Here is a 25290-nt window from a genome sequence, read left to right on the forward strand (position 1 = left end):
CAATGCTGCTGAATGAGATCTTCGCCAAGGACGTCCAGCGCCCAATCGAGGGCGTCATCAAGGCCGACGACACCGCCCACCTCGGTACCGAGGTGGAAGAGTACGTCCTCACCAACGAGGCCGCCAGGGGCCTTGAGCTATTGCTGGAGGCTTACACCAACTACACGAACGCTAACGGTGCGTGGATCTCTGGCTTTTTCGGTTCCGGTAAGTCGCACTTGTTGAAAATGCTTGCCCACCTCCTCGGTGACGTTGAGGGGCAGGAATTCGACCGCGCCAAGGTGTCGGAAAGCTTCCGCACCAAGTCCAGTGGCGCATTCCTCCCGGCACTGCTCACGAAGGCCGAGCGGATTCCGGCCAAGAGCCTGCTGTTCAATATCGACCAGAAGGCCACCCTCATCACGAAGGACCAGACGGACGCTTTGCTCAAGGTGTTCGTGAAGGTCTTCGACGAGAGCCGGGGCTACTACGGCAACCAGGGTCACGTCGCTCGCCTCGAGCGTGACCTCGACAACCGCGGCCAGTACGAGGCGTTCAAAGAGGCGTTCGAGCGGATCGCCGGCATCCCTTGGACGCAAGGCCGTGAGCAGAGCGCACTTGAGGGCTCGAGCATTGACCGAGCCTTCGCCGAAGTCAACGGCGAAGCCACTGGCGGCATCATCAAGCAGTACCAAGCGTCCTACGCCGTCTCCATCGAAGACTTCGCCGACGAAGTCAAGGGCTGGCTCGACAAGCAACCCAAGGACTACCGCCTCAACTTCTACGTCGACGAGGTTGGCCAGTTCATCGGCTCCAACACCCATCTCATGCTCAACCTCCAGACGATTGCGGAGAGTCTCAACACCAAATGCGGTGGGCGTGCGTGGGTCATGGTGACCTCGCAAGAGGACATGGATAAGGTCGTTGGTGACCGCACCAAGCAACAGGGCAACGACTTCTCCAAGATCCAGGCTCGCTTCAAGACACACGTGAAGCTCACCAGCGCCGATGTCGAAGAGGTCATCCGCAAGCGACTCCTGGACAAGAACGAAGACGGCGCCTCGGTACTGAAGGCGATCTACATCAAGGAATCGGCAAACTTCAAGACGCTGTTCAACTTCGTCGACGGTGCGAAGACCTACCGCAACTACACCGACGAGGAACACTTCGTCGGCACCTACCCATTCGTGAGCTACCAGTTCCCGCTCTTCCAGGCAGCGATTGAAGGCATCTCCGACCACAACGTCTTCGAGGGCCGCAACAGCTCGGTGGGTGAGCGTTCGATGCTCGGCGTCGTCCAGCAGGTCGCCAAGGACATCGGCAACGTCGAGGTCAGCACACTCGCCACCTTCGATCACATGTTCACTGGGATCCGCGCCTCACTAAAGTCCGCAGCGCAGCGATCTATCGACGTCGCCGAGCGCAACCTCGACAACAAGCTCGCGATCCGACTGCTCAAGGCGCTCTTCCTAGTCAAGTACGTCGAGAGCTTCCAGGCCACGCCCCGGAACCTCACCGTGCTCGTCTACGACCATTTCGGTCTCGATCTGCCCGCACTCGCCGAAGACGTTAAGGAAGCGTTGACGCTCCTGGAGGCGCAAACCTACGTCCAGCGCAACGGCAACGTCTACGAGTACCTCACTAACGAAGAGCAAGTCATCGAGGAAGAGATCAAGAACGTCGACATCGACGCCTCCGAGGTAAGCGCTCAGCTCTTCAAAATCCTTTCCGGTGATGTCGTCAAGACCAGCAAGATCCGCTACGCCAAGAATGGCCAGGATTTCCCGTTCGGTTTCAAGCTCGACGACCAGGTCCACGGGCCGCAGAAAGAACTCGCTATCCACTTCATCACCCCGGAGTATCCGTACACGCCCGACGAAACACGGATGCACAGCGCCGGCAAAGACGAGCTACGGGTCATCCTTGAACCCGACGAGCGCGTGCTTTCAGACCTTCGTCTGCTGCTCAAGACCGATAAATACACCAAGCGCAAGCGAACCACCTCGCTGTCCGCGATCGAGGAGCAGATCCTTCAAGCGAAAGCGGCTCTGAACCGCGAGCGGGAGAAAGAGCTTGTCCAGCGCATCCGGGGTGCGGTGGGCAAGGCCGCGCTGGTCATCAACGCCGCCGACCTGCCCGCGTCCTCACAGGATGCACAGGGCCGTGTGACCGAGGGATTCCAAGAGCTTGTCAGCCGGACCTACACTCAGCTCAAGCTTCTTGGTGGTCTCACCTACAGCGAGCAGCAGGTGGCAGGTGCCGCCAACCCCGAGAGCGGACTGTTCGACGCCGACGCCTGGTCGAAGTTCAACCAGCCTGCTGAGGAAGTTCTATCCACCATCCTCCGAAAGGACGCACAGGGCGAGCAAGTGACGATGAAGACGATCGTCGACGCCTTCCAAGCCAAGCCCTATGGCTGGGACCTCGCATCCATCGAAGTGATCGTCGCGTCACTGATCGGTGCCTCGAAGATCACGCTGACCGTCGATAGCAATGTTCTCAAGCGAAGCGAGGTCGCCGCGGCGCTGCGCAACACGCAAAAGCACGCGCACGAGATCGTCGCCCCGCAGAAGACCTTCGACGAGCGCAAGGTCGCCAACTTCCGCAAGTTCTGCACCGACTTCTTCGACGAGGGTAACGCACCAAAAGACCCACTGGAGCTGGCCCGCCACGGCGCCGACAAACTCAAGGGCAAGCTCGACGAGCTTAAGGCGATCGTCAGCGTATCGAAGTACCCGTTCGTCCATCAGCTCAGCGGGGCCATCAGTGTCCTAGAGCAGGCCATCGGCAGGTCGGACGACTGGTACCTCAACGACTTCGACCTCGGTGACGACCTGCTCGAAGCCAAGGAGGCCCTCATCGACCCGATCCAGTCGTTCCTCAACGGAGCGCAGCGGTCAATCTTCGACGAGGCATCCGCGCTCCTTTCCACCCACAGCAGCAACCTCAGCTACCTTCCCCCGTGCAGTGACGAGACCGTCAGGACCGCCTTGGCTGATCCGAACGCGTTCCGCGGCAACAAGATGGCTCAGCTCAAGCAGGCCGCCGACGACCTGCGAAGCCAGATCGAAAAGATCGTCACCACCAACCGGACATCGGTCACTGCTAGGATCGAAGGCCGCAAGGCAGAGCTGCTCGGAGGGACCTACTACGCGAAGGCGACGCCGGAAGCACAACAGCGTGCCGTCCAGCGTGTAGACCGGACACTCGCCCGAGTCGCCTCTGAGAGCCAGGTTGCACTCATCCTCCAGATCGAATCAAACTTCGAGGCCAGGGATTACCCGGCCCTACTCGACCTCGTTGCCTCCTCCCCCAACGACCCAGGCCCCGACCCCACCCCGACGAAACACACGGTCTCCGTGAAGACGATCACCGTTGCTAGCCCGTTTGGCGTGCTCGAAACCGAAGAAGACGTCGACAAGTACCTCGCCGCACTTCGCGACGCCCTGGTCCAGACCCTGAACGACGGAAAGCGAATCTCACTCTGATGGAAACCGCACCACTGAAGTCTTTCGCGACGTGGGCACGTACCGCTCTCATCCGCGAGATCACCGCGCGCATCTCCGCGGTCCTGGCGCCAGCGTCCTCCGAGCGAGTCGAACAGGCGAAGGCCGTCGCTGCCTTAGAGAAGGCGGTCACGGCCGCGGGTAACGGCGACAAGGGCCGCGCCGCCGTCGCCGACAAGGTTGCCTACACCTGGTTCAACCGGATCATCGCACTGCGCTTCATGGACGCCAACGGGTACACCGTCATCGGCGTCGTCTCACCCCCGACGGGCGTCGACGTAGGCCAGCCCGAGATCCTCGCTGAAGCCAAGCGCGGTGTGATCGACACGGACGTCGCGAGTCAGGCGACGCGCGCGGCCATCGCAGGCCTCCTCGACGGGACACGCGCAAGCGGCGACGCTCAGGGCGAGGCCTACGCCTTGCTCCTTGAGGCGTACTGCAACTACTGGCACAAGGCAATGCCGTTCATGTTCGAGGTCGAGGGCGACTTCACCGAGCTGCTCATCCCAGCCAACCTGCTCGCCGACGACTCAGTCCTCAACCGTGCCGTGAAGGTTCTTACGACCAATGTCTGCCAGGACGTCGAGGTCATCGGCTGGCTCTACCAGTTCTACATCTCCGAGCGGAAGGACGAAGTCTTCGCCGGGTTCAAAAAGAACAAGAAGGCCGGCGCCGACGAGATTCCCGCCGCTACCCAGCTCTTCACCCCACACTGGATCGTCCGCTACCTCGTCGAGAACTCCCTCGGTCGCCTCTGGACGCTCAACCGCCCATCCTCCGGCCTGGTCAACCAGATGGACTACTACATCGCCCCAGTCGATGAGGAGACCGATTTCCTCAGGATCACCGGGCCCGAAGAGCTCATGATCATTGACCCGGCCTGCGGCTCGGGTCACATGCTCACCTACGCCTTCGACCTCCTCTACGCGATCTACGAGGAAGAGGGCTACAGTCCGGCCGACATCCCGGGGTTGATCCTTGCCAACAATCTCTACGGCACCGAGATCGACCCTCGCGCAGGTGCACTCGCGGCGTTCGCGCTCACGATGAAGGCTCGCGCCAAGCACCGCACCTTCTTCAACAAACAAGTCAAGCCGAACATCTGTGTTCTCGACCCAATCTCGTTCGGACCCGAAGAACTGGACTTCCTGATGACTCGGGGCGGCGACCGCCACGAGGAGAACGCGTTCTGGAATCAGTTCTCAGAGGCAAGCACGTTTGGTTCGCTGATCCAACCGGACCCTGATGTGACTGCTCGGCTTGCGCGGCACCTGGAGACAGTCGATGACGGCGGCGACATGCTCAAGGCAGATGCCATTGAGTGGGCGCACCGAGTCGTTGCGCAGGCGAACTACCTCGCCGCCCGGTACGCTGTTGTTGTCGCAAACCCCCCCTACATGGGCAGCAACAGCATGAGCGACCCGCTCGTTCGGTTCGCCCGTAACAAGTTCCCAAAGACCAAGTCTGACTTCTACAGCATGTTCATGGAGCGTGCTGCCGCTTTGTGCGTCGAAGGTGGAGCTTGGGGCGTCATTGCTCCTCATGGCTGGATGTTTCAGTCATCATTTGCCGGATGGCGTCACAGCTTCCTTTCAGAGAACGCCGTGACGAGCCTTGTTCATTTCGGTCGCGGCGTTTTCGGCTCCGACTGGGCATCAGCTGCATTTGTTGCCTTGCGGTCTGCGCCCGGCGTGAATGGCGCGGCCACCTATCGGAAATTGTTTGAACGCGCTCTCGAAGTGCGAGCAGGGGAGACGCTTGAGAAGTATTTCCTCGATCCGACGTATCAACGTTTCGTTGTCGGCCAACATTCGTTCCTAGACATCGAAGGGAGTCCATTTGCTTACTGGCTGCGGCCAGACGAGCTCGCGATGTACCGCGACTTCCCGCAGCTCTCAACACTTGGAGTGACTCGCCAGGGGCTCGCTACCGGCGACAATGCCCGATTCCTTCGTCAGTGGTGGGAAGTTTCGGCTTCGCGCATTGATCGATCTTCTACCAGTCGGGATGACTCAGCTCGATCAAGAGCCCGGTGGTTCCCAGTCCAGAAAGGGGGCACTCCACGACGTTGGGCGGGAAATGACGATTTAGTCATCGATTGGGAGAGCGATGGCCGGAGGCTCCTGGACTTCAAACCGCGCTCGGTCATCCGCAATCCGGCCTACTACTTTCGCGAGGGGGCGACCTGGTCGAGTCTGGGAGGTGAGTTCGCCATGCGACATTCGCCGGCCGGCTTTGTCTTCGAGTCGAAGGGATCAATGCTGTTCCCGAAGCGTGCGGGTGACCTGAAGTGGCTCCTCGGCTACTTGAACACCCCGATTGCCACCGCCCTTATTGACTCCATCTCACCAACACTCGACTACCACGAAGGTCCCGTCGGACGTATTCCGGTGGTCGAGCCCCGGGACGCGGACGCGGTTACCACCTATGTCGACGAGGCGATCGCCCTTGCCAGTGATCTCTGGGCATTCAATGAGACAACGCCGACCTTTGATGGCAGAGCCTTCCAAAGGACATCAGTCTCGTTGCAACTGCGGGAGGTTCTGGCTTTGGCGCGCCAACGACTCATCGACGGAGAAGAAAGGGTCCTTGAACTGGAGCGCACCATCGAATCGCACTTCCGCTCATCCGCTGGCCTAGGGATAAGCGCCTTCAACTCAGCAGTGCAACGGCCAACCGGCTTGGTGAGCGCTTCAATTCGAGCCGATGACGCCTTCGGACGGGAAAATGTTGCCAGCCTCGTCTCCTACGCAGTTGGCTGCATGTTTGGGCGCTACAGCGTTGACCAATCGGGCCTGATCGCCGCTGACGAGGGCGCGACGTTGCAGGACTACCTGGCCAAGGTCCCCACGCCGAGCTTCGTGCCGGATGCGGACAACGTCATCCCCATCGTTGACGGTGACTGGTTCGAGGACGACATCGTGGAGCGGTTCCGCCAGTTCCTACGGGTCGCGTTCGGCGAGCAGAACTTCGAGGAGAACCTGCGTTTCGTCACGGAGTCGTTGGGTGTGAAGAACCTGCGTGACTACTTTGTGAAGTCCTTCTACAAGGATCACGTTCAGAGGTACAAGAAGCGCCCGATCTATTGGCTGTTCTCCAGCCCCAAAGGATCGTTCAACGCTCTTATCTACATGCACCGCTACACACCGTCGACGGTCTCAACCGTGCTCAACGAGTACTTGCGCGAGTTCCAAGCAAAGCTAAAGGCGAGCCTTGAACACGCCGAACGGTCCAACAACGCGAAGGAAGCCGACCGGCTGCGCAAGGTGCTGGTGGAACTTGACGAGTACGAGCACGATGTTCTCTACCCGCTTGCATCACAGAACATTGCCATCGACCTCGACGACGGGGTGAAGGCGAACTACCCGAAGTTCGGCGTCGCCCTCAAGAAGATCCCCGGATTGGAGAGCGACACGTGATCACCTTTGAGGATCACGGATCGAAGGTCGCCTTGGTCTATGACCCAGGCTCTTTTAGGTCGGCGACATGGGTGGACCACAAGCTGGACTCCGAAGGTCGCGCCACGCTCTCGCAAGTCTTCACGGTCCAGAAAACGGACCTGCTAAGCCGAGAAGACACTGACGAGGAAGACGTCCGTCGTTTCGTGATCGGCAGCCTCGACGGCCAGTATCGGACCATACGAGCGGACGTCCTTGGCCTCAAGCATGACTTGCTGATCGCAATGTCGGTGCGGCTGACAAGATCAACGTTCGTCGCCGAACGCAACATCTCCATCTTCGGGCGAATCGACAATTTGCTCACGGAGCAGATCGTCGTCGGGGGAAATCGGGAAGACGCAATCCCCGTTGAAGAGTTCGCCCGGCTGCTCCGCAGATTCCCAACCTCGACCGAGGTCAACTATTACGCAGCGGCCCGGGTCACCCGCATCCTCCGCGAATACCTGGAAACCAAGTCCGACGCCGAACGGCGGCTGGAGAATTACATCGAGCGTCGCGAACGCGCCGGGACCAAAGAGCGGCTAGCGGCCCATGGTCGGATATCGGCCGCGAACGGGTTGGAGCTCGAGAAGTTCACCTACGTTCGCGAACGCCTGGCTGAGATGCTGGAGGATGCAGAGAGCTACTCCGAGGCCGACTGGCAGAGCGCAGTTGCCGACCTGTTCCTCCTTGTCTTTCCCCAGTACATCGCGGTTCTGCATAACGTGCACGTTAAGGAACGGTACTCAAAAGAATCCAAATCGACGGACCGCTACATCGACCTCATGCTTGTCCACGCCAACGGATGTGTAGACATCATCGAGATCAAGAAGCCCTTCCAGCGCGGCCTCATATCAAAGCGCCGGTATCGCGACAACCATATCCCCGTCCGCGAGCTGTCAGGGACACTCATGCAAGCAGAAAAGTACCTCTTCTACCTGAGCAAATCGGGCAGGGACGGCGAGAAAGCGATCACCAAGAAGCACGCAGCGAATCTTCCCGCTGGTCTTGACATCAAAATCGCCAACCCGAAGGCGATCATCCTAGCCGGACGAGACAGCAACCTCTCTGCAGAGGAGAGGTTCGACTTCGAATTCATTCGACGGAAGTATTCGAATGTCGTCGACATCATCTCCTACGACGACTTGCTGCGCCGCATGGACAACGTCATCGCCACCCTCACGAAGCGCGCTGGCACCGAGGGTAATCTCGTGCCTGACGACGAGATCGGAATGTCCGCATGAGTGTAACCGCCATCCGTCCCCATCTAGAGCGCCGATTCGTCGACCACCGGATTGTGTTTTGGCACGACCCGGAGGGCCAATTTGCCTCCGATCTGGACAGCCTCGACCTGCCGGGCGTAACGACGATCCGCGTTGGCAACGACGAATACACGATCAAGAACCGCCTGCTACACCACAATCCGGAGGACAAATTCCTCGTCTACCGCTCCCGTAGGGTGCCCGGCGGCATCGACAACTGGCTCCTCGACCTTGAGCTTGCTTACGGAGTCTTCACGGCCGACCGCAGTTCGCTCGTCTCCCAGGAACTCGGTCTCACCACCGATGGCATCGAGGAAGTCGTCGGAGCGCACTACAAGTTCTTCAACGCCGCCAAGCGTGTCCAGAGCCTCAAGACGCTGCTCACATCCACCGACGACACCGCCCGACTCCGCGCCAAGATGTCGGCCGTCGTCCTCGGCCAGAAAGAACACAGCCTTCTGGAGATAACCCGCACCCTGCTCACCGAAAACGCCAAGGGCCAGCACACGAAGTACGACGCCCTCGTCGACTATGAACTCGCCGACTTCTACTGGCGCGGCGCCGCCTCCATCTACGGCTACGAGTCGACCTCGCCGAGCATCGACGACTTCATCTTGTGGATGTTCCGCAAGGCCATCGACGGCTTCAAGTCCAATCGACCGGGGGGTCTGCAGAACATCCAGCTCGACTTTGCGAGCCTTCGCAACGATCGTCGGAGCCAGGACGCGCTCTCGACTCTGGCTAGGCGCGCTTCTGACGATCTGGACTACAAGGCGAGCATTGAAGTCACGGACTTCCGCGATCTCGTCGCGGACGACCTGTTCGAGGAGGCAGACCGCAAGATCATCGCCGATCTAGCCCGGGCCGTCACCGACCAGACGGTCACCGCCCGCGAGGTCGCCGATGTCGTACGCTCTCGCCAGAGCAGCGCGTGGATCGACGGCTACCGACAGCTCTACACCGCCATCGACGCGGCAGCCGAGATGCTGTCCGCGTTGGGCACGGTCGACTTCACGTTCTCGTCGTTCGACGAGGCATTGGAGCGCTACCGCAACGACTGGTTCCGCATCGACCAGCTCTACCGCCAGTTCACCTACGCCCGACGCGCCTTTGAGGGACCGCACCCCCTCGACCCGCTGCGCGAGCAGGTCGAGAAGCGATACACCAACAAGTTCGTCTACAAGCTTGGCAACGCCTGGCAGAAGCAGGTCGATGAGGCACGCGAATGGCACTCTACCGTGTTTCGTACTCAGCGATCCTTCTACGATGACTACATCGAGCAGCTCGTCCGCGAGGACAAGAAAGCCGTCGTCATCATTTCCGATGCTCTGCGGTACGAGGTCGCCGACGAGCTGGGCTCTCGCATTCGCCAGGAGGACCGTTTCGACGCCGACCTTGAAGCGGTGCTTGGCGTACTCCCGAGCTACACCCAACTCGGCATGGCGGCACTCCTTCCGCACCGCACCCTCAAACACTCAGCAGACGGCAAGACCGTTCTCGCTGACGACCAGCCCACGAACGGTACCGATGGACGGTCAAAGATCCTCGAGGCAGTCGGCGGCACCGCCGTCCAGGCGGAGGACTTCAAGGCGCTCAGCCCCGAGGAGCGCCGCGAGCTCTTCAAGAACAACCGCGTCCTGTATATCTACCACGATGTCATCGACGCGACCGGAGACAAGCCCGGCACCGAACGCCGGGTGTTCGAGGCCGCTGAGCAAGCACTTGGTGAGCTGGTCGACCTGGTCAAGAAGGCCGCCAACGCCAACGCCACCAACATATTCGTCACCGCTGATCACGGCTTCCTGTTTCAGGACGAGGCCCTCCCCGAGCACCTCTTCCTCTCGGAGAAACCGCAAGGCGACAACGTCCTTGTGGCCAACCGCCGATACGTACTCGGGCACGGCCTCAAAGTCGATTCCGCCTTCACGACCTTCAGCGCTGTGCAGCTCGGACTCGACAGCGACATCGAGGTACAGATCCCCAAATCGATCCACCGCATGAAACTGGCCGGGGGTGGATCGCGCTTCGTCCACGGCGGCGCTACTCTCCAGGAGATCGTCGTCCCGGTGCTCGCGGTCAACAAGAAGCGAAAGAGCGACACTCGCCTCGTTAACGTCAAAGTGCTGCCGGACACCGACAAAATCACCACCGGCCAGCTCGTCGTGAAGCTCTTCCAGTCTGAGCCTGCGAGCGACAAGATCCAGCCGCGGACCCTGCGTGCCGGCCTCTACGTCGGGGAGACTCTGATCTCCAACGATCCGCAGCCCGAGCTGACCTTCGACTCGACCTCACCCGAGCAGCGCGACCGTTACCAGAGCGTCCAGTTGCTGCTCAACAAGGACGCCAACGACCACAACAACCGCGCCGTTGAGTTCCGCCTCGAAGAGCGGATACCCAACACGAACCAATGGCGCATTTACGAAAAGGCGATCTACACGCTCAGGCGCTCTTTCACATCGGACTTCGACTTCTAAGGCAGCTGACATGACTGAAGACACCGACCTCCCCCTGATCGACCGGACACCGCAACAGACCGCCCTCGACAAGAAGATCAACCAACACTTCGCGGGCCTCGTCGTCCGGAAGGACTTGGTCAAGGCCGTCAAGGGCAATGCGATCGTGCCGTCGTATGTCCTGGAGTACCTGCTCGGCCAGTACGCCGCCTCCGACGACGAAGCAACGATACAGGCCGGCATCGGATCGGTGCGCCAGATTCTCGCTGACCACTATGTCCACCGGAACCAGTCAGAGCTGGTGAAATCGACGATCCGCGAACGCGGTCGCTACAAAATCATAGACAAGGTCACCGTCTCACTCAACGACAAGGAGGACCGATACGAGGCCGAGTTCTCCAACCTCGGTATCAAGGGAGTGATCGCGGAGCCAGCCACGGTCAACGCGCACCCCAAGCTCCTCGTCGGCGGTGTGTGGTGCATTTGCGACATCGACTACTTCCACTTCGACGACACCCGCGTCACCCCGTGGCAACTTGGTTCGCTGAAGCCGATCCAGCTCTCCAACTTCGACTTCGACGGCTACGCCACCTCACGCCTCGATTTCACCACTGATGAATGGATCGACCTGCTCATCCAGTCGATCGGCTTCAACCCCGAGCTGTTCGGCCGCCGCGCCAAGCTCCTACAACTCGTCCGCCTCATCCCGTTCGTCGAGCGCAACTACAACCTCGTCGAACTCGGCCCCAAGGGCACTGGCAAGTCCCACATCTTCTCGGAGTTCTCGCCGCACGGCATGCTTATCTCCGGCGGCGAGGTCACCGTCCCCAAGCTGTTCGTTAACAACTCCAACGGCCGCATCGGACTGGTCGGCTACTGGGACGTCGTCGCTTTTGACGAGTTCGCCGGAAAGAAGAAGCGCACCGACAAGGCGCTAGTCGACATCATGAAGAACTACATGGCTAACAAGTCATTCTCCCGTGGTGTAGAACCGCTTGGCGCTGAAGCGTCGATGGTCTTCGTTGGCAACACATCCCACACCGTGCCGTACATGCTCAAGCACTCAGACCTGTTCGACGAGCTGCCTGAGAGCTATCACGATTCGGCCTACCTCGACCGACTGCACTTCTACATCCCCGGTTGGGAGGTCGACACAATCCGCGGCGAAATGTTCTCCGAGGGCTACGGATTCGTCGTCGACTACATCGCGGAAGTGCTCAAGTCGATGCGGAACGCAGACTACTCCGACCGCTTTCAAAGGCACTTCACGCTCAGCTCCGACATCTCGACCCGCGACCGCGACGGCATTCACAAAACGTTCTCAGGGCTGATGAAAATACTCTTCCCACACGGAGACGCGACCAAGGAGGAAATCGAAGAGATCCTCCGGTTCGCCATCGAGGGCCGGAAGCGTGTGAAGGACCAGATCCTGCGCATCGACTCCACGATGGCAGCTGTGAAGTTCGGCTACCTCGACAAGGACGGCGCGTGGCACGCCGTCACTACGCTGGAAGAGGACGAGTACCCCGGCTACTACCGGAACGGCGAGAGCGAGCCAAAGACCGTCAATGCGACCTCACCCGATGCCGGCGCTCCTAGCCCCTTGACCGGAGTCGCGCAGGCGCCAGCACCACAGTTATTCGAAGGGCATCGCGAGTTCCAAGAGAACCAGCGGGGAGTGTCTTACAAAACACTGCTGCTGCCTTACCTGTCCGGGGCAACCAACATCTCGATCATCGACCCGTACATACGCCTCCCCCACCAAGGGCGCAACCTCGTCGACCTGCTAGCGCTGCTTGCCACTGAGAAGGACTCCGCCGACGAGATCTCCGTGACTTTGGTGACCAAAGAGGACAAGATCGATGTCGAGCGCCGTCAGCTTTTCATGTTGAACGACATCCAAGAAAGCGCCGCGGCTGCAGGCATCCATTTCACCGTCGCCTGGGACGACTCCATCCATGACCGCTCGATCCGGGCCGACAATGGCTGGAAGATCCTCCTCGGACGCGGCCTGGACATCTTCCAGAAGGGCTCAGGGAGCCAGTACGAGCTCGGGACACGCAGCCAACAATTTCGCCAAGTCGCCGCTTTCGGCATCACCTACATCCGAGGGATCGAGCGATCGGATGGCGATGTTGCAAGAACTCCGAAACGAAGCTAATCACCGGGTTTTACGTTAACCTCGGGGACCTACAACCTATCGCCCACACTTGCCCGGCGCGAACCCGAGGATTGTTCAGGCCGTTGCCCCGCCGGTGCTGCTGGTCGTCCAGCATCGTTGCCGCGCTTCGAATCCGAGCAAGTTGGGATGAGCGGGCGGATGCCGGTTCTGCGAGTCGAAAGCCGTAGCCCATCGAAGGATCACCTGCGGAGTCGGCCACTTCGCTCTTTCCAAGGGAGCACGACCTCGCGCATCGTCCCGTCGCACTATAGGTCACGTTTGCGCAGCACAGTTTCCTGCTTTGCTCCGAGCGCAGCGATGGCCCGTCGAGAGCGCTGGCTATGCAAGAGACGCGGGATTCCAAGGTAAGGCAGTCAAGTGCATTGAAGGACTTGGCGGAGCTGAAGCAACCTCAGCTCGGGTTCGAGTCCAGTGCCTTGGACGCCGGAGGCGATCCAGCCCACAGCGGGATTGAGGTGCGCCTCGTTTTTGACATGGGATGGGCCCCCGGGGGGCAGTTCAAAGCATGCCCGATCTGCGAGCTCACGCGAATTTTTCCCCGTTCCTTAGAGGCGCAATCCATACCCCAAGGGCATATGTAAATCCATCCGACGCACCCTCAAGAGCTACCGCCGATAATCTTTCTTATCGGCGGTAACTGCCCAAAAACGTTGATTTTCCGCGGATTTTGCGGAGAGGATTCCCTCCACTGACCGAGCGATGACAGCTTGTCGAATGCAAACACTCCCAAAAACGCCCAAAGCCAGTCCTCAAAACCAGCGGAAACCGGAAGGTCTCAACTCATGTGAATATTCGCGCTATTGGGGTCCATCCGTCAGTGAGAGGTGCGCCGCCCGATGCTGGAGGGTCTCGAGGCTCAGGACGAGACACTCGTGCTCGGTGTAGCCTTCGAGGAACGCCTGCGGCTGGTCGTGGACGAGGCCTCCACTCCATTTCACACACCAAGATGAAGGGACTGATCCGACGGGCCGGGCTACGCCATCCAGGAGCGGATCTGCGCCCGCTCGACCTCGTGGACGAGCGCGGTCTGGGCCGGAACGTGACCGCCCCTGCCTTAAGCTGCAAAGCGTCGCACAGGAACAACAAGTGTCCGTGGGGACATCACCCGACAGCGCATCCTTGAACAGGCATGGGCGGCTTTTGCAGCAAGGGGGTCAGGACTGGAGGGGCGCTCCACGCCGGATCTGCCTGGCCTTTACTGGCGGCCACTGCTTTCCTGCGTTGTAATGACTTTCCTGGCTCTCAACGAGCTTTAAGACCGCGAAGCTTATGAAATCAGACAACGAACGAACCTGCCCAGTCGACTGCATGGCACGATGGGCCGCCCTCATACGCCGCGCTTCGTTCCGATACTGGTAGAAGCTCGTCTTCACTTTGCTGCCGCCGGGGCGGATATCGAGTCCCACCACACTCGGGCCCGCGTCACAGCGCCCTTCCTGACTCTCAACGATCTTTAGCACCGCGAAGCTTATGAAATCAGACAACGAACGAAACTGTCCAGTCGACTGCGTGGCAAGATAGGCGGCCCTCATACGCCCCGCTTCGTCCTCGTACTGGTAGAAGCTCGTCTTCACTTTGCTGCCGCTGAGGCGGACATTGTCAAGTGCCAGATTCTCTGGCGGTGCGGTGACCGGTTCTTCAAGGGCTGCTTCCACGGTGACCGTCACGATCACATTATTTGGGACAGTCACACGGAAATCCATAGCCATTATCGGCCCCTCATCCAGCCGGTCAGCAATTCGCTTGCCAGGTCCATTCTCTCACCCCGCAGACTGCAGAGTCCTTCGCGGCAACTATTGAGAGGCTTCAGGGCGAGGAGCTTGAGGATGAAGAGTTTTCGGACGGAAACGATCCGTTGTCGAAAAGGAGGACCATCTCCCTTACCGCCACAACGAGTTCGTCCTTACTTCACGCGGCCCGGCAGTCGCACCACCCGAGTTGAGTGTGGATTGGCAGTCCGAAGCCCCGGAGGCGATTGAGATCGTCGGCTAAAACCTCGCCCAGGGCGACCGAAGGGCCTGCTATAAAGGCGGCACAACGATGTTCGGGTCCTCGATCAACCCTATGGGCGCATGAGTGGCGGATTGAGGACCGTTCGTGATGACTGGCCGGTGCTCGAGCGGGCTGCCTCGGCGAGCCGGTAAAGTGCGGCCGGGCGGCCCGTGTCGCCTACCGTCGTCCGCCCGGTGTCCACGAGGAAATCGGGCGTGCCGGTGGCTTTGCGGTGGAAGTTCCGAGGGTCCAGACGTGTGTCCCACACTGCCTCGTAGACGGCGCGGAGCTGGGCGATGGTGAATTCATCGCCGCAGAACGCTGCGGCGAGCGGTGAGTATTCGAGTTTGGATTTTGCCCGTTCCAGGGCATCCATGAGGATCCGCTCGTGGTCGAAGGCGAGCTTCAAGTCACCATCCAACACCTGGCTGACCGGGTACCAGGCGGCGTGTTCGGCGTCGCTTCCCGCGGAGAGGACGGGGAAGTTGGGCGCGAGTAGGAGGTGGGCGACGGTGAGCACATCCCCGCGTGGGTCGCGCCCGGGCGGCCCGTAACTTCCGAGTTGCTCCAGATGCCCCGGAATCTGCTCGACGCCGGTTTCCTCGGCCAGTTCCCTCCCCGCCGCGGTCATCAGGTCTTCGCCGGCGAGGACGAACCCGCCCGGCAGGGCCAGTGCACCGCGGAAGGGTTTGATGAGGCGGGTGATGAGCAGGACGTTCAAGGCGTCATCGCGCACGGTGAGGGCGACGACGTCGACTGTCACCGGGAAGCGCGCAGGCGCCGGGTAAGACTTGGGCATGTCCACATCCTAGTTACTTATCGTCATATTGACAATAAATAAGAGCCGGGCCTACCGTGTCATTATCGTCAATTCGACGAGAAAATGGCTCGACTTAGGAGAATCCCATGGCCAACATCAAGCGCTACCCCTGGATCAACCACTTTCTGGGAAGCCCCACCGGCTACGTCGTGCACCTGCAAAAAGGCAATGTCAGGCACCAGGGCGTGGGCCAGGCGTTCTGGTACCGGCCGGTGAACTCGGTGCTCAGCGAGGTCCCCGTGGATGACCAGGAACTGCCCACGCTCTTCCACGCCATCACCCGCGACCACCAGAACGTGAGCGTCCAGGCCAACGTGACCTACCGCTTCATCGACCCCGTGACCGTGTCCGCCAGGCTCGACTTCGGGCTCCAACCGGCCGGCACCGGGGCAGGTTCCGCGCCCGCAACCGGGAAGGAACAGGTCGCCACGATCATCGGACAGCTGTGCCAGAGCCACGCGATCGACCAAATCGCCACCACCACCCTCGCCGAAGCTCTCGAACGCGGCGTCAGCCAGCTCCGCACCGTCCTCACCGAAGCCCTGCGCGCGGACCCGCGGCTGCTGTCCACGGGCATCGAGATCCTCGGGGTGCAGGTCCTGGCAGTCCGGCCGGAGTCCGACGTCGAACGCGCCTTGCAGACCCCGGTCCGGGAACAACTCCAGGCCGAGGCAGACCGTGCCGTCTACGAACGCCGGGCCGTCGCCGTCGAACGCGAACGCACCATCTCCGAAAACGAAATGGCAAGCCAGATCGAGCTGGCCACCCGACGCGAACACCTCGTCGCACAGGAAGGCGCCAACGCACGACGCGAAGCCGAAGAAAAAGCCGCCGCAGCACTGATCCAGGCACAAGCCTCCGCAGAACGCCAAGGCATCACCACCACCGCCGAAGCCAACCACATCCGACTCGTCGGGGAGGCAAACGCCGCACGCGAGGCCGCCACCATGGAGGTCTACCAAGGCGTGGAACACACCACCCTGCTGGCACTGGCCCTGCGGGAAGCCGCCGGATCACTGCCCAACATCGGCAACCTCACCATCACCCCGGACCTCCTCAGCGGCGCACTCGCAGGACTGCTCCGGGAGCCCGCCGGCAGCATTGAGGAATAGGACCCCGCCATGGCAAACTCCCGCCTCGTCATCGTCCACCGCCGCACCGAACTCCAGGAACTCCTGGACCGGCACGCCACCCGCGGCCAAGCAGAATTCTTCCTCCGCACCCGGGGCCGCACCATCCAGGAAGTCCAATACCACCACGACCGCCTCACGACGGCCCTGACAACCATCCACGCCGCAGTACCGGCCGAATGGCGCCACGCAGACGTCGAACGCGCCGACCTCAACCGCTTCCTCTTCACCCCCGAGGACGTCATCGCCGTCGTCGGTCAAGACGGCCTCGTGGCCAACACCGCCAAATACCTCACCAGCCAGCCCGTCCTCGGAATCAACCCGGAGCCCGGCGTCAACCCAGGAGTGCTCGTCCGGCACAGCCCCGACACAGCCGCCAAACTGCTACAGGCCGCCGCACCCGACCGGCCCGCGGAACGGCTATCCTGCCAGGAACTGTCCACCGTGACCGCACGTCTCGATGACGGACAGGAACTTTCCGGACTCAACGAAGTCTTCATCGGGCACTCCTCCCACCAATCAGCCCGTTACCGTCTCACAACCCCGGACGGGCAGACGGAACGCCAATCCTCCTCGGGACTTATCGTTTCCACCGGAACCGGCGCAACTGGCTGGTGCGCATCCATCGCCCTCGAACGCGGAGGACGCAACCTACCCACACCGGCCGACCCCCGGCTCGCATGGTTCGTCCGGGAAGCCTGGCCATCCCCCACCACCGGAGCCACCCTGACCGAAGGCACCCTGGACCCGGGAGAACAACTCGGGATCACCGTGACCTCCGATCAACTCGTGGTCTTCGGAGACGGCATGGAAGAAGACCACCTCACCGCATCCTGGGGCCAGGAAATCACCGTCCACCTAGGCGAACGACCACTCAAGCTCGTGACGTAACAAACGGAGGCAACCCGGACGGCGCACTTCTTTGGCTAGCCCGAGACCTCCTCCGCCGCGTATCTGGCCATGAGGCTGGCATTTTCACGGCCGGTCAGGACCGGGAAGTAAAAAAGATATAAAAGGTATAAAGATGTATAAAAGGTCAAACAGCGACAGCTACGTATCGGCCCACGGCACTGACATAGCCGCACCAGGATAAACGCAGCGAAACGTTGACTCTCTCCTCGGACCGGATATCTGACGACACCAATTGCCACCGCTTCGGATCATTCGACAAAGAGCGGCAGCCCAGCGGAGAAGAAACGCATCCTGACCAGGGACGAGGTCCTTCGCATCCGGGCCATCCTCGACGCGGACTATGAACGCGACGTGAAGAATACCACCGACGAGACGACAAATGACCTCGGACCCATACAGATCGCCCCCTTGGTCCGGAGCCCGAGACCACATCGGACCAAACCCCGTAAGAATGCCCCATGCGAACGACCGGCCGTCCCCAGCCAGCTAGTGCCGCGCCAACAACCGCCGCGGCTAGAGACGTGCACTCCAGACAGCGCCCGGTCTTGGTTATGGTCTGATCATGGCCATGACGGACGAACACCGGCTGAGCTCGCGAAGAACCGCCGAGATCATCAGCCGTGAACTGGCGAACGGAGACATAGATTTCGCCTTCCGAATCATGGTCACCGCCATCGACGACTTCCGCCAGACATCACCCGCGAATTACGAGGACTTCCTCATACCCCCACACTCCACCGGATCCCTACGATGGGACACACTGCTCGCCGCGCTCGTCGGCCGCGAATGCGAACGCCTGGGAATCCCCAAACCTCCCTGGACCCAACCGATGCCACTAGACGAAGAATGGGTTGTCACGATCCGGCCGAACGCCACCGATCGGTGGCTGGCCAGAATCAAGTCCGGCACCCCGGTCGAGTTCTCCCGCCTAGGCGTCTGGATCCACCCCCGGGATCTGGAAACCATGTAACCCGACCCGTCAAGCGTTGCCTTGTCGAGATGTCGATCACGTGCCAACTCGCGTTATGTTGGCTTCCCAACTCGGGCCCGGTCTTGCATCGTGTCGGATTGGCTCAGCCTTGGCCAACAGGCATCAAGTTCTCATCGCCGTCGAACCCACAGGACAACTGGTCCTCAGACCGGTGAAACCGGAACATGACCCGTCACGGGACCTCGGCTTAGAAAGCAACTCCAACAAGAATCACTGGTCGACCCGGCTAGCACCGTCCCAAGTGCGAGTCCTCACGGGCCGCGGAAGCTCCAATTGTCCGAGCGAATGCGACGACACAAACATGAAGCTGACCCATGAGCCGGGATTGAACCCAAGCCAGGAGCAATTGTTCCTTGTGACCAGGGGTGATCGACCTCCGATCGTCTATCGCCCTAGATCAGAGCGACCGCGGTTGCCACAGAACTAGATGACTCCAGGTGCGACCGAGGGCCAGTACCACGCGGAGTTGATGCTTCCTCTCGAGGAAGCAAAACCGAATCCTCGAGCATCCTTCCAGGCTTTTTGTCGGCGACGTCAGGCGACGTGCCCTCCGGGATTAACCTGGCTGTGGCCGGTCGGTCATCTTCGAGGGCAGCGTTGTCGAGTGGGGAACGTCCGGCGGGATCCAAAACCTACCTCGGCATCTCGTACTGATAGTTGCCTCGCCCGAGGCAGGTTACGGGTTTCTATAACCAGAAGTACGCGAACGCACTTTTGGTTATAGTGCCGGACCGACCCATCAAATGAAGGTCTTCAGGTCAGGCCTACGCTTGGCCGGGAGATGCGTTCCGTATAACATCTGACAGCAGGGGGACCGACCAGCGGCCAAACCGATCGACCCCTCGGATGTGGAAGCGTCACAACGCCAGTAATTCTCAATCACGATCAGCACTAAGGGCAGCAGGGCCGAGATAAGCACCGCACAAGTTCCTAGCGAGCGGGCGGGCTTTCCGGCCCTTCCCTCGGAAATTTGGGCTGAGGCCCTCTGCCGCGACTCGGTCATGCGCGAGTAGAAGAATCGTCTCCGCTTGTCATTCTGATAGTCCATCGTCGCTGGACGGGCCCTTCGTGCGACCAGGGCGCTTTGCGCCACTCAATCCAACGCTTCGCTCGGCCCTCCGTCGTCGCTCTGTCTTCCTCACGAACTAGTCCTCAAGCTGCACTCCTGCCCCTATGCCTCGCGGTGGGATCCCTTATCAGAACGACACCGAAAACCTACGACCATAGGCTGTCACCGAGGTCGACCTGAAACTTCGCAGGAGCGTCAAGTTCACGAAAGGTCCATTACCGGCTGTTCAGAGTACGGAAGTGGAAGTAGGCGGAAGACTTCCCGTCCCCCAGCAAAAATTTCGCGTAGAAGTTTAACCGGGCATACTCGTTTGCGTGCGCATCATTGATCACGTTGAGAATGGGACTGCCAGGAGTCTCTCGTCTGCAAAGGATCTGCAGCTCCGAGGCTATGACCAGGACGAACTCGGCGACGTAGTGCGAGATGCCGCAGCCCTATGGGAGCGATCATTGAAAAGTTCGGATCCTAGCTGGGCAGGTAAGTCGCTGTATGAGGTCCTCAACGTGTTGCATGACGCAGGATGGGCCGCTGGAGCGTACGAACTCCACCAAATCCGGCGCAGCGCAAACAAGGACAAACACGCGGCGGATCCTTTTCACGATGTAGATGCTCTTATCAGCACATTGGAACGGATTCTGGCCGAGCTTGGATCCCTTGGTTCCTGCGTGCCGGGCGTCCTAAGCGAAATTTCACCGAGGATGCGTGTCCGGCGAATAGTTTGCGCCGTATACGACTTTTTCCATGCGGGGGAAACCGTCTACGACTTTCTGGAAGCGGGGCCGGAAGACACCTGGCAGACGGCGAGACCTATCGACGGATTTCAAGTCGAGAACAAGCACTCTCGGGAGATCGAGGCCAAGTTGAGCTTGTTGCCGCGGTGGTCGATAAACCCTCCCGAGTTGAGCGATCTCAGGACCTCGTTGCTGGAGTCGGACAGCGAGCTTTGGCTGATTGCCAGTTTTGAAGCCTCTTATCAACAGCTCCACGACATTCTCGCCCCCTACCAGCACGATCTTCCTTTGCTTGGAGGTTTGCACCGTGAAGACGACGACTTCAACTTCCATGCTTCGGTGGCCCAATCCATTCTGGCTGGAGCGCTTCCTGATCTTCTGGGCCGGAGCCGGCTGGACGAGCAGCATGCGCGCACCCAGCTGCAGGCTCTGCTTGCCATGGTTCCTGAACGCCTGAAGCCGTTGAGGCTTGACCGCTGCAGTCCTTCCACCTTCAAATCTGAGTTCTCGCGGGCCATTGCTGCGGACTCACGAATGGGCGCGTTGGTTACTAACCGTGGAGTGCTCCTCATCTTGGCTCGGTAATTAGACTGCTTCGCTTGTCCGAGGGCCTCTGGGTTCTAATCGGCAGGTGCGCCGGATTGCCATGAACCCATCTAGCAAGGCCGCTCCACTTCGGGGGCGTGGTGAGATCACGCTGAGAAATTCGCGGACCGTACGATGCGCACGCCGGTTGCCTTGCAAGTCCGCTGGCGGCGCATCGCACTTAGTAATGTCCTCCGAGTAGGCCTCCCATTCTTCCTCGTAACGGCTAAGTGGAAACAGAAGGTCGGGGCGTCCTCGACTTCCTTGGCTCGCAAACAGACCTTGCGACATTAGAAGCGCAAAGTTCTGGCAGTTGCACTGTGACTGGGCGGAAGAGGGCCAGCATGCGCTTCCTCCATCCGCGGGCCCGAACAGAACCCGAGCACATCGGCTTTCTCGAAGCGTAGCCAGCGAGAGCGGTACTCAGAAGCATCAGTGGAGGTTACAGTTGTAGTTACACTCGAAGTTATAGAGGAAAGAACAGCCCCATATGAGCGAGATATTTCCAAGAGCACCATTGGCAATGGTTGTAGCGGAGATCAGGTTCGGATACTCCCCAACACTCGAAAATCGCAACGTCCAGGCGCAGGTCCTGGAGCGACTGAGCGGCTACGTCCCAGTGCTGAGACGTAACATTCAGGAAGCCCACACGATCGAGATCGGAGGAACTGAGCCGGTCCATGGCAAACAAACAATGGATGTCCTAGAGGCTACTGCGGTCGACGGCCAAACCACGATTGCGATCTCGGCCGAAACCATCACCATAGCTATGTCCGGACAGGCATATGGCCACTATGACAAATCCCTACGCCCGCTTATAGAAGACTCTGTACGCGCGCTGTGCGCTGCAGTACCCAATTTATACACCACTCGTACTGGACTACGTTACTTGGACGAAATTCGGGTGCCCGTTCCGCCGTCCGACGTTAGTGGATGGGCAAAGTGGATTACTCCGGAACTTCTCGGGGGGACAAGGCTTCTTGCAGACGAGGTGGAGGGAGCGGCCAAAGGCATGAGGTCGACCTGGCACTACCTTCTACCTAAAGAAAGGCAAGTTGTTCTCAACCTGGGCCCTTTCTTTGGGTCGGGTGTTATCGGGCCAGGTCACCCATTTCATCGAGAGTCAGCCCCTGAGCACATGTTCGTGCTCGATGTGGACGTTTCGCGGGCTCCAGCATCTCCCGAGTCTCTAAACGCAGACGGACTTCTCTCGAACTACGATGATCTTCACCAACCGGCGCACCGTGTTTTTTCAGCTGCTCTAACCGACGAAGCACGCAGGCTCTTTAGAGGAATGCAATGACTACTACGATTTGGCGGGAACAAACTGCTTCCGGTCTTCTCGATGCGAAGTACTCCAAAACAAATGGTCAGACCGGCACTGACTCAACCAGTTCGGGTTACCTAGACAAGGACTGGGTAGAGGACCGTACGTTCACCCGCATCTGGATCGGTGAAACCGAACTTCAGACAAGCGGTCTTCGACGTCAGGAATCTCATGCCACTGACCAAATCGCTATTCAATACGCGGACCAAATTGAATCGCGAGCCCAGGGCTACAACGTCGGCGACGGCAAGGATCTCCTACAAAAACTCGCGGTCGACTATGCGATGGCTTGGGTTGACATCGCCAAGATGCTTGGCGTTAGCGTTCCTGCGATCCGCAAGTGGCGGATGAACGGTGGGGTAAACCCCGAAAATCTTGCGAAGCTGGCACATCTCTGCGCCTTCGTGGACCTTTTGTCTGAGCAGGGAATTCGCCCAGCCTCCTGGTTGTCGACTCCAATGCTCGTTGGCTACACCGCCGCCCCAAAGCACCTCTACAACGAGTCCAACACATCTACGCTTCTCGATCTAGCCAAGAACGGGCAATCTGCTCGAGACGTTCTCGACACACTCGTTGCGGGGTGGCAAGAAAAGTATGACGCCCGCGGCTATGAAGTTGCACGTTTCGATGACGGCAGCTATGGCATCATTTCAAAAAAAGAATAGGCACCGCGATTGGAACAACTGGAAGACCTTCCCCTTGCCGACGAACTCTACGACTACCGCGGCACGGAAGTTCCGCTTTGGCTTCCCCATAACCAGGGCGACGTTTTCGCCGATGTGGATCTCACCTCACTTACAGGGAGGAGTGAGACAGGACATGTGATGCTGTTCCTTCACCCCTGCACAATGCGCGGAAAGGGGGGAGGCCTTGTGGAGCGGGCTACCGTTTTGCATGTCAAACCCAAGAGTTCACGGAAGCCCTTGGATGAAGCCGGCAGATGGAATCGAGCTTATTCCGTAATCCCACTTCCGGACTTTTCGGGCACCCAGAGTGATGCGTTTGAAGCGGACCTTATGGCCATGGGCGCAGTTCCGAGTGAGCTGCTTGAGCGCGCCAAACGAGTGGCGTCTTTTAGTCAGGATGGTAGATCACACATGCTCCATCGGATCATTTACCATCTGACACGGAAGGCTATCCCTACAGGGGTTATTGCACGGTCCACAGCGCGGGTGCAGTCGGAAATCGAACTTCAGAGCGAATGGACCATGTCCGCCTGGAAGCGCCTTGGTGAACTGAGCGAAAAGCAAGTTTTCGCTGTAGAAAGCGAGTTTCAAAAAATACTAAATGCGGCGTGGCCCGAGGGGCAGAACGACGAAGACTTGCTGCGTTCAGGTCTGTATTCAGAAGACGACGGGGTCCACGAGGACGCTGTCCGCTACCTTCGCCAGCTTTGCGAGACTAACCAGCCCGGAACATGCTTGAGCGCGGAAGACGATTAAGGACAAAGTCGCTTTTCGCATTGCCACACCTGTCGCAAGGTAAGGATGGCGTCAAGGTGGCGGATAGTATCGAGGACGTCCGTGGGTGCAGAAGGATCTCCCCAGTGCTTCGGTATATGGCCCGTCGTGTTATCGAGGACGAACTCAAGCTACTTCAGGCTGAATCCCCTGCCGAAGCAAACCGTGCTCCCAAGTCCCCCGTCGACGCCGGCAAATAGTTCAGTGTCCGCGCGGGGTGACGCATGCCTACGCATCAGGGTAACGCCGACCAGCTCGCGGAACTATTGACCGGCCTCAGGTATTGGGAAGGCCGGAGGAATGCAGTGCCCGACCCGGAGAGCGATTTTGTCTTTTCGATCCCCGGCACCCGGTGAACACCACCATCATGGCCTTCCTCATGAGGATTCCACAACCAAGATGCTTGAGGGTTTCGGTGATGGCGTTGGAAAGGCCGAGAAAGCCCGCCGCTGGCTAGGAACCTGTACGGTGCTTATCTCGGCCCTGACGCCCCTGGTGATCAAGCTGCTTGAACACTTAGGGCGAGAGACGCTCCCATATCGGAGGGGTCGATCGGTTTGGCCGCTGGCCCGCCCCTCTCCACCAGATATTAGCCGCCTCCGGATTTCCCCGCTACGCCGATCGGAGACCAGCGCCGGCACCACAACGGCTTCGTGATGGCTGCCTTCTGCAGGAAGATTGGCCAACGCTGTCAGCGATGGTCGAAAAGTGAGCCATTTCGTAGGCTTGGCGCCACAATGGCTCAGTTTTCGACCGTCACCGACAAACGCGCGACGGGCGGCCAAGCCCGCAGCAGTCGAGCTACCGCCGAGTTCTCGACGTCTCGCTCCATTGAATGTACCGTCACCTCACTAGGGCATTCAGCGATGCCTGGCAAATCCCCAGAACGTGGGCAATGACCCAGGTGCCTTCCCCGGCAAGGGCCACTCATCGAAGCGGCGATCAGGGTCTACGCTGGTCGCTATGACCGCCGTGGAAGACGTCGAAGTCGCCATCGATACTGCCCTCGGCCAGGATGACCCTGCGCTGGTGGCAAGAATGCTCAGCCTGATGACTCCGGAGGCTGCCCTACTGTGGCTTCAAGGGTCCGAGCCATTCCTTGGAGGGGCACGGCCCGTTGACGTTCTCGCCCTCGATGGCAGCGGCCCTCCTGGCTGCCTTGGACGCGATAGAACAAGGCGGATTCGCCTGAGCGAGGAACGCACAGTGGAGAAAGGCCATTCCTGACCAGAGACGACGTGCTGCGCATGCGGGAGCGGGATCTGGACACCGCCACAAGGCAGTGATGGCGCAGATGTACGTGTAAATCTTGAGCCCTCGGGTCCAGATCCAACCGTCTCCATGAAACCGCCGTTCCGACGATAGAGGGCGGGTGGTTGTCCCAGCTAGCCGGTTCCAGAACTTCGACGAATTCAAAGAGTCCCGGATCGGGTCATTCAATCACAACCAAGTAA

16 protein-coding genes are annotated in these 25290 nt (G+C 59.8%); 13 read left to right on the forward strand and 3 right to left on the reverse strand.

What is annotated here, in order from left to right; genetic code table 11:
- Positions 1-2 precede the first annotated feature (2 nt).
- Genes brxC through brxL form a run of 5 tightly spaced genes read left to right on the forward strand, consistent with a single transcriptional unit; the run spans position 3 to position 12798 of the window.
- The gene (brxC, locus tag J2S96_RS14545; protein ID WP_306864894.1) at positions 3-3467 is read left to right on the forward strand and encodes a BREX system P-loop protein BrxC; all 3465 of its coding nucleotides are present in this window, start codon (positions 3-5) and stop codon (positions 3465-3467) included.
- Positions 3467-6904 (forward strand): BREX-1 system adenine-specific DNA-methyltransferase PglX, encoded by a 3438-nt coding sequence (pglX, locus tag J2S96_RS14550; protein WP_306864897.1) that lies wholly within the window; start codon positions 3467-3469, stop codon positions 6902-6904. The genes brxC and pglX overlap by 1 nt, the downstream gene beginning before the upstream one ends.
- Positions 6901-8166 (forward strand): Shedu immune nuclease family protein, encoded by a 1266-nt coding sequence (locus J2S96_RS14555; RefSeq protein ID WP_306864900.1) that lies wholly within the window; start codon positions 6901-6903, stop codon positions 8164-8166. Before pglX ends, J2S96_RS14555 begins: the two co-directional genes overlap by 4 nt.
- Entirely contained in the window at positions 8163-10658 is a 2496-nt protein-coding gene (gene pglZ, locus J2S96_RS14560; RefSeq protein WP_306864903.1) for a BREX-1 system phosphatase PglZ type A, read from the forward strand. Before J2S96_RS14555 ends, pglZ begins: the two co-directional genes overlap by 4 nt.
- 10 nt (positions 10659-10668) lie before the next feature.
- A complete protein-coding gene (brxL, locus tag J2S96_RS14565; RefSeq protein ID WP_306864906.1) occupies positions 10669-12798 on the forward strand; it encodes a BREX system Lon protease-like protein BrxL in 2130 nt (709 codons plus the stop codon).
- A gap of 818 nt (positions 12799-13616) precedes the next feature.
- Here the strand turns inward: brxL and J2S96_RS14570 are convergent.
- The 3 genes from J2S96_RS14570 to J2S96_RS14580 form a co-directional block, all read right to left on the reverse strand.
- Entirely contained in the window at positions 13617-13757 is a 141-nt protein-coding gene (locus J2S96_RS14570; protein ID WP_306864909.1) for a hypothetical protein, read from the reverse strand.
- Positions 13758-13973: 216 nt separating this feature from the next.
- Entirely contained in the window at positions 13974-14486 is a 513-nt protein-coding gene (locus J2S96_RS14575) for a ParB family protein (protein ID WP_306864911.1), read from the reverse strand.
- A gap of 395 nt (positions 14487-14881) precedes the next feature.
- Entirely contained in the window at positions 14882-15610 is a 729-nt protein-coding gene (locus J2S96_RS14580; protein ID WP_306864915.1) for an NUDIX hydrolase, read from the reverse strand.
- Positions 15611-15717: 107 nt separating this feature from the next.
- Here J2S96_RS14580 and J2S96_RS14585 point away from each other — a divergent pair, with 107 nt between their 5' ends.
- The 8 genes from J2S96_RS14585 to J2S96_RS14620 all read left to right on the forward strand — a co-directional run bounded on the left by J2S96_RS14585 (position 15718) and on the right by J2S96_RS14620 (position 25063).
- Positions 15718-16743 (forward strand): SPFH domain-containing protein, encoded by a 1026-nt coding sequence (locus J2S96_RS14585; protein WP_306864918.1) that lies wholly within the window; start codon positions 15718-15720, stop codon positions 16741-16743.
- A gap of 9 nt (positions 16744-16752) precedes the next feature.
- A complete protein-coding gene (locus J2S96_RS14590; RefSeq protein ID WP_306864920.1) occupies positions 16753-17652 on the forward strand; it encodes a hypothetical protein in 900 nt (299 codons plus the stop codon).
- A gap of 583 nt (positions 17653-18235) precedes the next feature.
- On the forward strand, positions 18236-18643 hold the full coding sequence (locus J2S96_RS14595) for a hypothetical protein (RefSeq protein WP_306864922.1): 408 nt from the start codon (positions 18236-18238) through the stop codon (positions 18641-18643).
- 1404 nt (positions 18644-20047) lie between these two features.
- Positions 20048-21049 (forward strand): hypothetical protein, encoded by a 1002-nt coding sequence (locus tag J2S96_RS14600; RefSeq protein WP_306864925.1) that lies wholly within the window; start codon positions 20048-20050, stop codon positions 21047-21049.
- 490 nt (positions 21050-21539) lie between these two features.
- On the forward strand, positions 21540-22352 hold the full coding sequence (locus J2S96_RS14605; protein ID WP_306864927.1) for a TIGR04255 family protein: 813 nt from the start codon (positions 21540-21542) through the stop codon (positions 22350-22352).
- Positions 22349-23041 carry a hypothetical protein gene (locus J2S96_RS14610; protein ID WP_306864929.1) on the forward strand — a complete coding sequence of 231 codons (693 nt, stop codon included), beginning with the start codon at positions 22349-22351 and terminating at the stop codon, positions 23039-23041. The genes J2S96_RS14605 and J2S96_RS14610 overlap by 4 nt, the downstream gene beginning before the upstream one ends.
- Before the next feature lie 9 nt (positions 23042-23050).
- Positions 23051-23818 (forward strand): hypothetical protein, encoded by a 768-nt coding sequence (locus tag J2S96_RS14615; protein WP_306864931.1) that lies wholly within the window; start codon positions 23051-23053, stop codon positions 23816-23818.
- A gap of 981 nt (positions 23819-24799) precedes the next feature.
- Entirely contained in the window at positions 24800-25063 is a 264-nt protein-coding gene (locus J2S96_RS14620; RefSeq protein WP_306864934.1) for a hypothetical protein, read from the forward strand.
- Positions 25064-25290 lie beyond the last annotated feature (227 nt).

It is taken from the genome of Arthrobacter bambusae, from assembly GCF_030812595.1.
Lineage (GTDB): Bacteria > Actinomycetota > Actinomycetes > Actinomycetales > Micrococcaceae > Arthrobacter > Arthrobacter bambusae_B.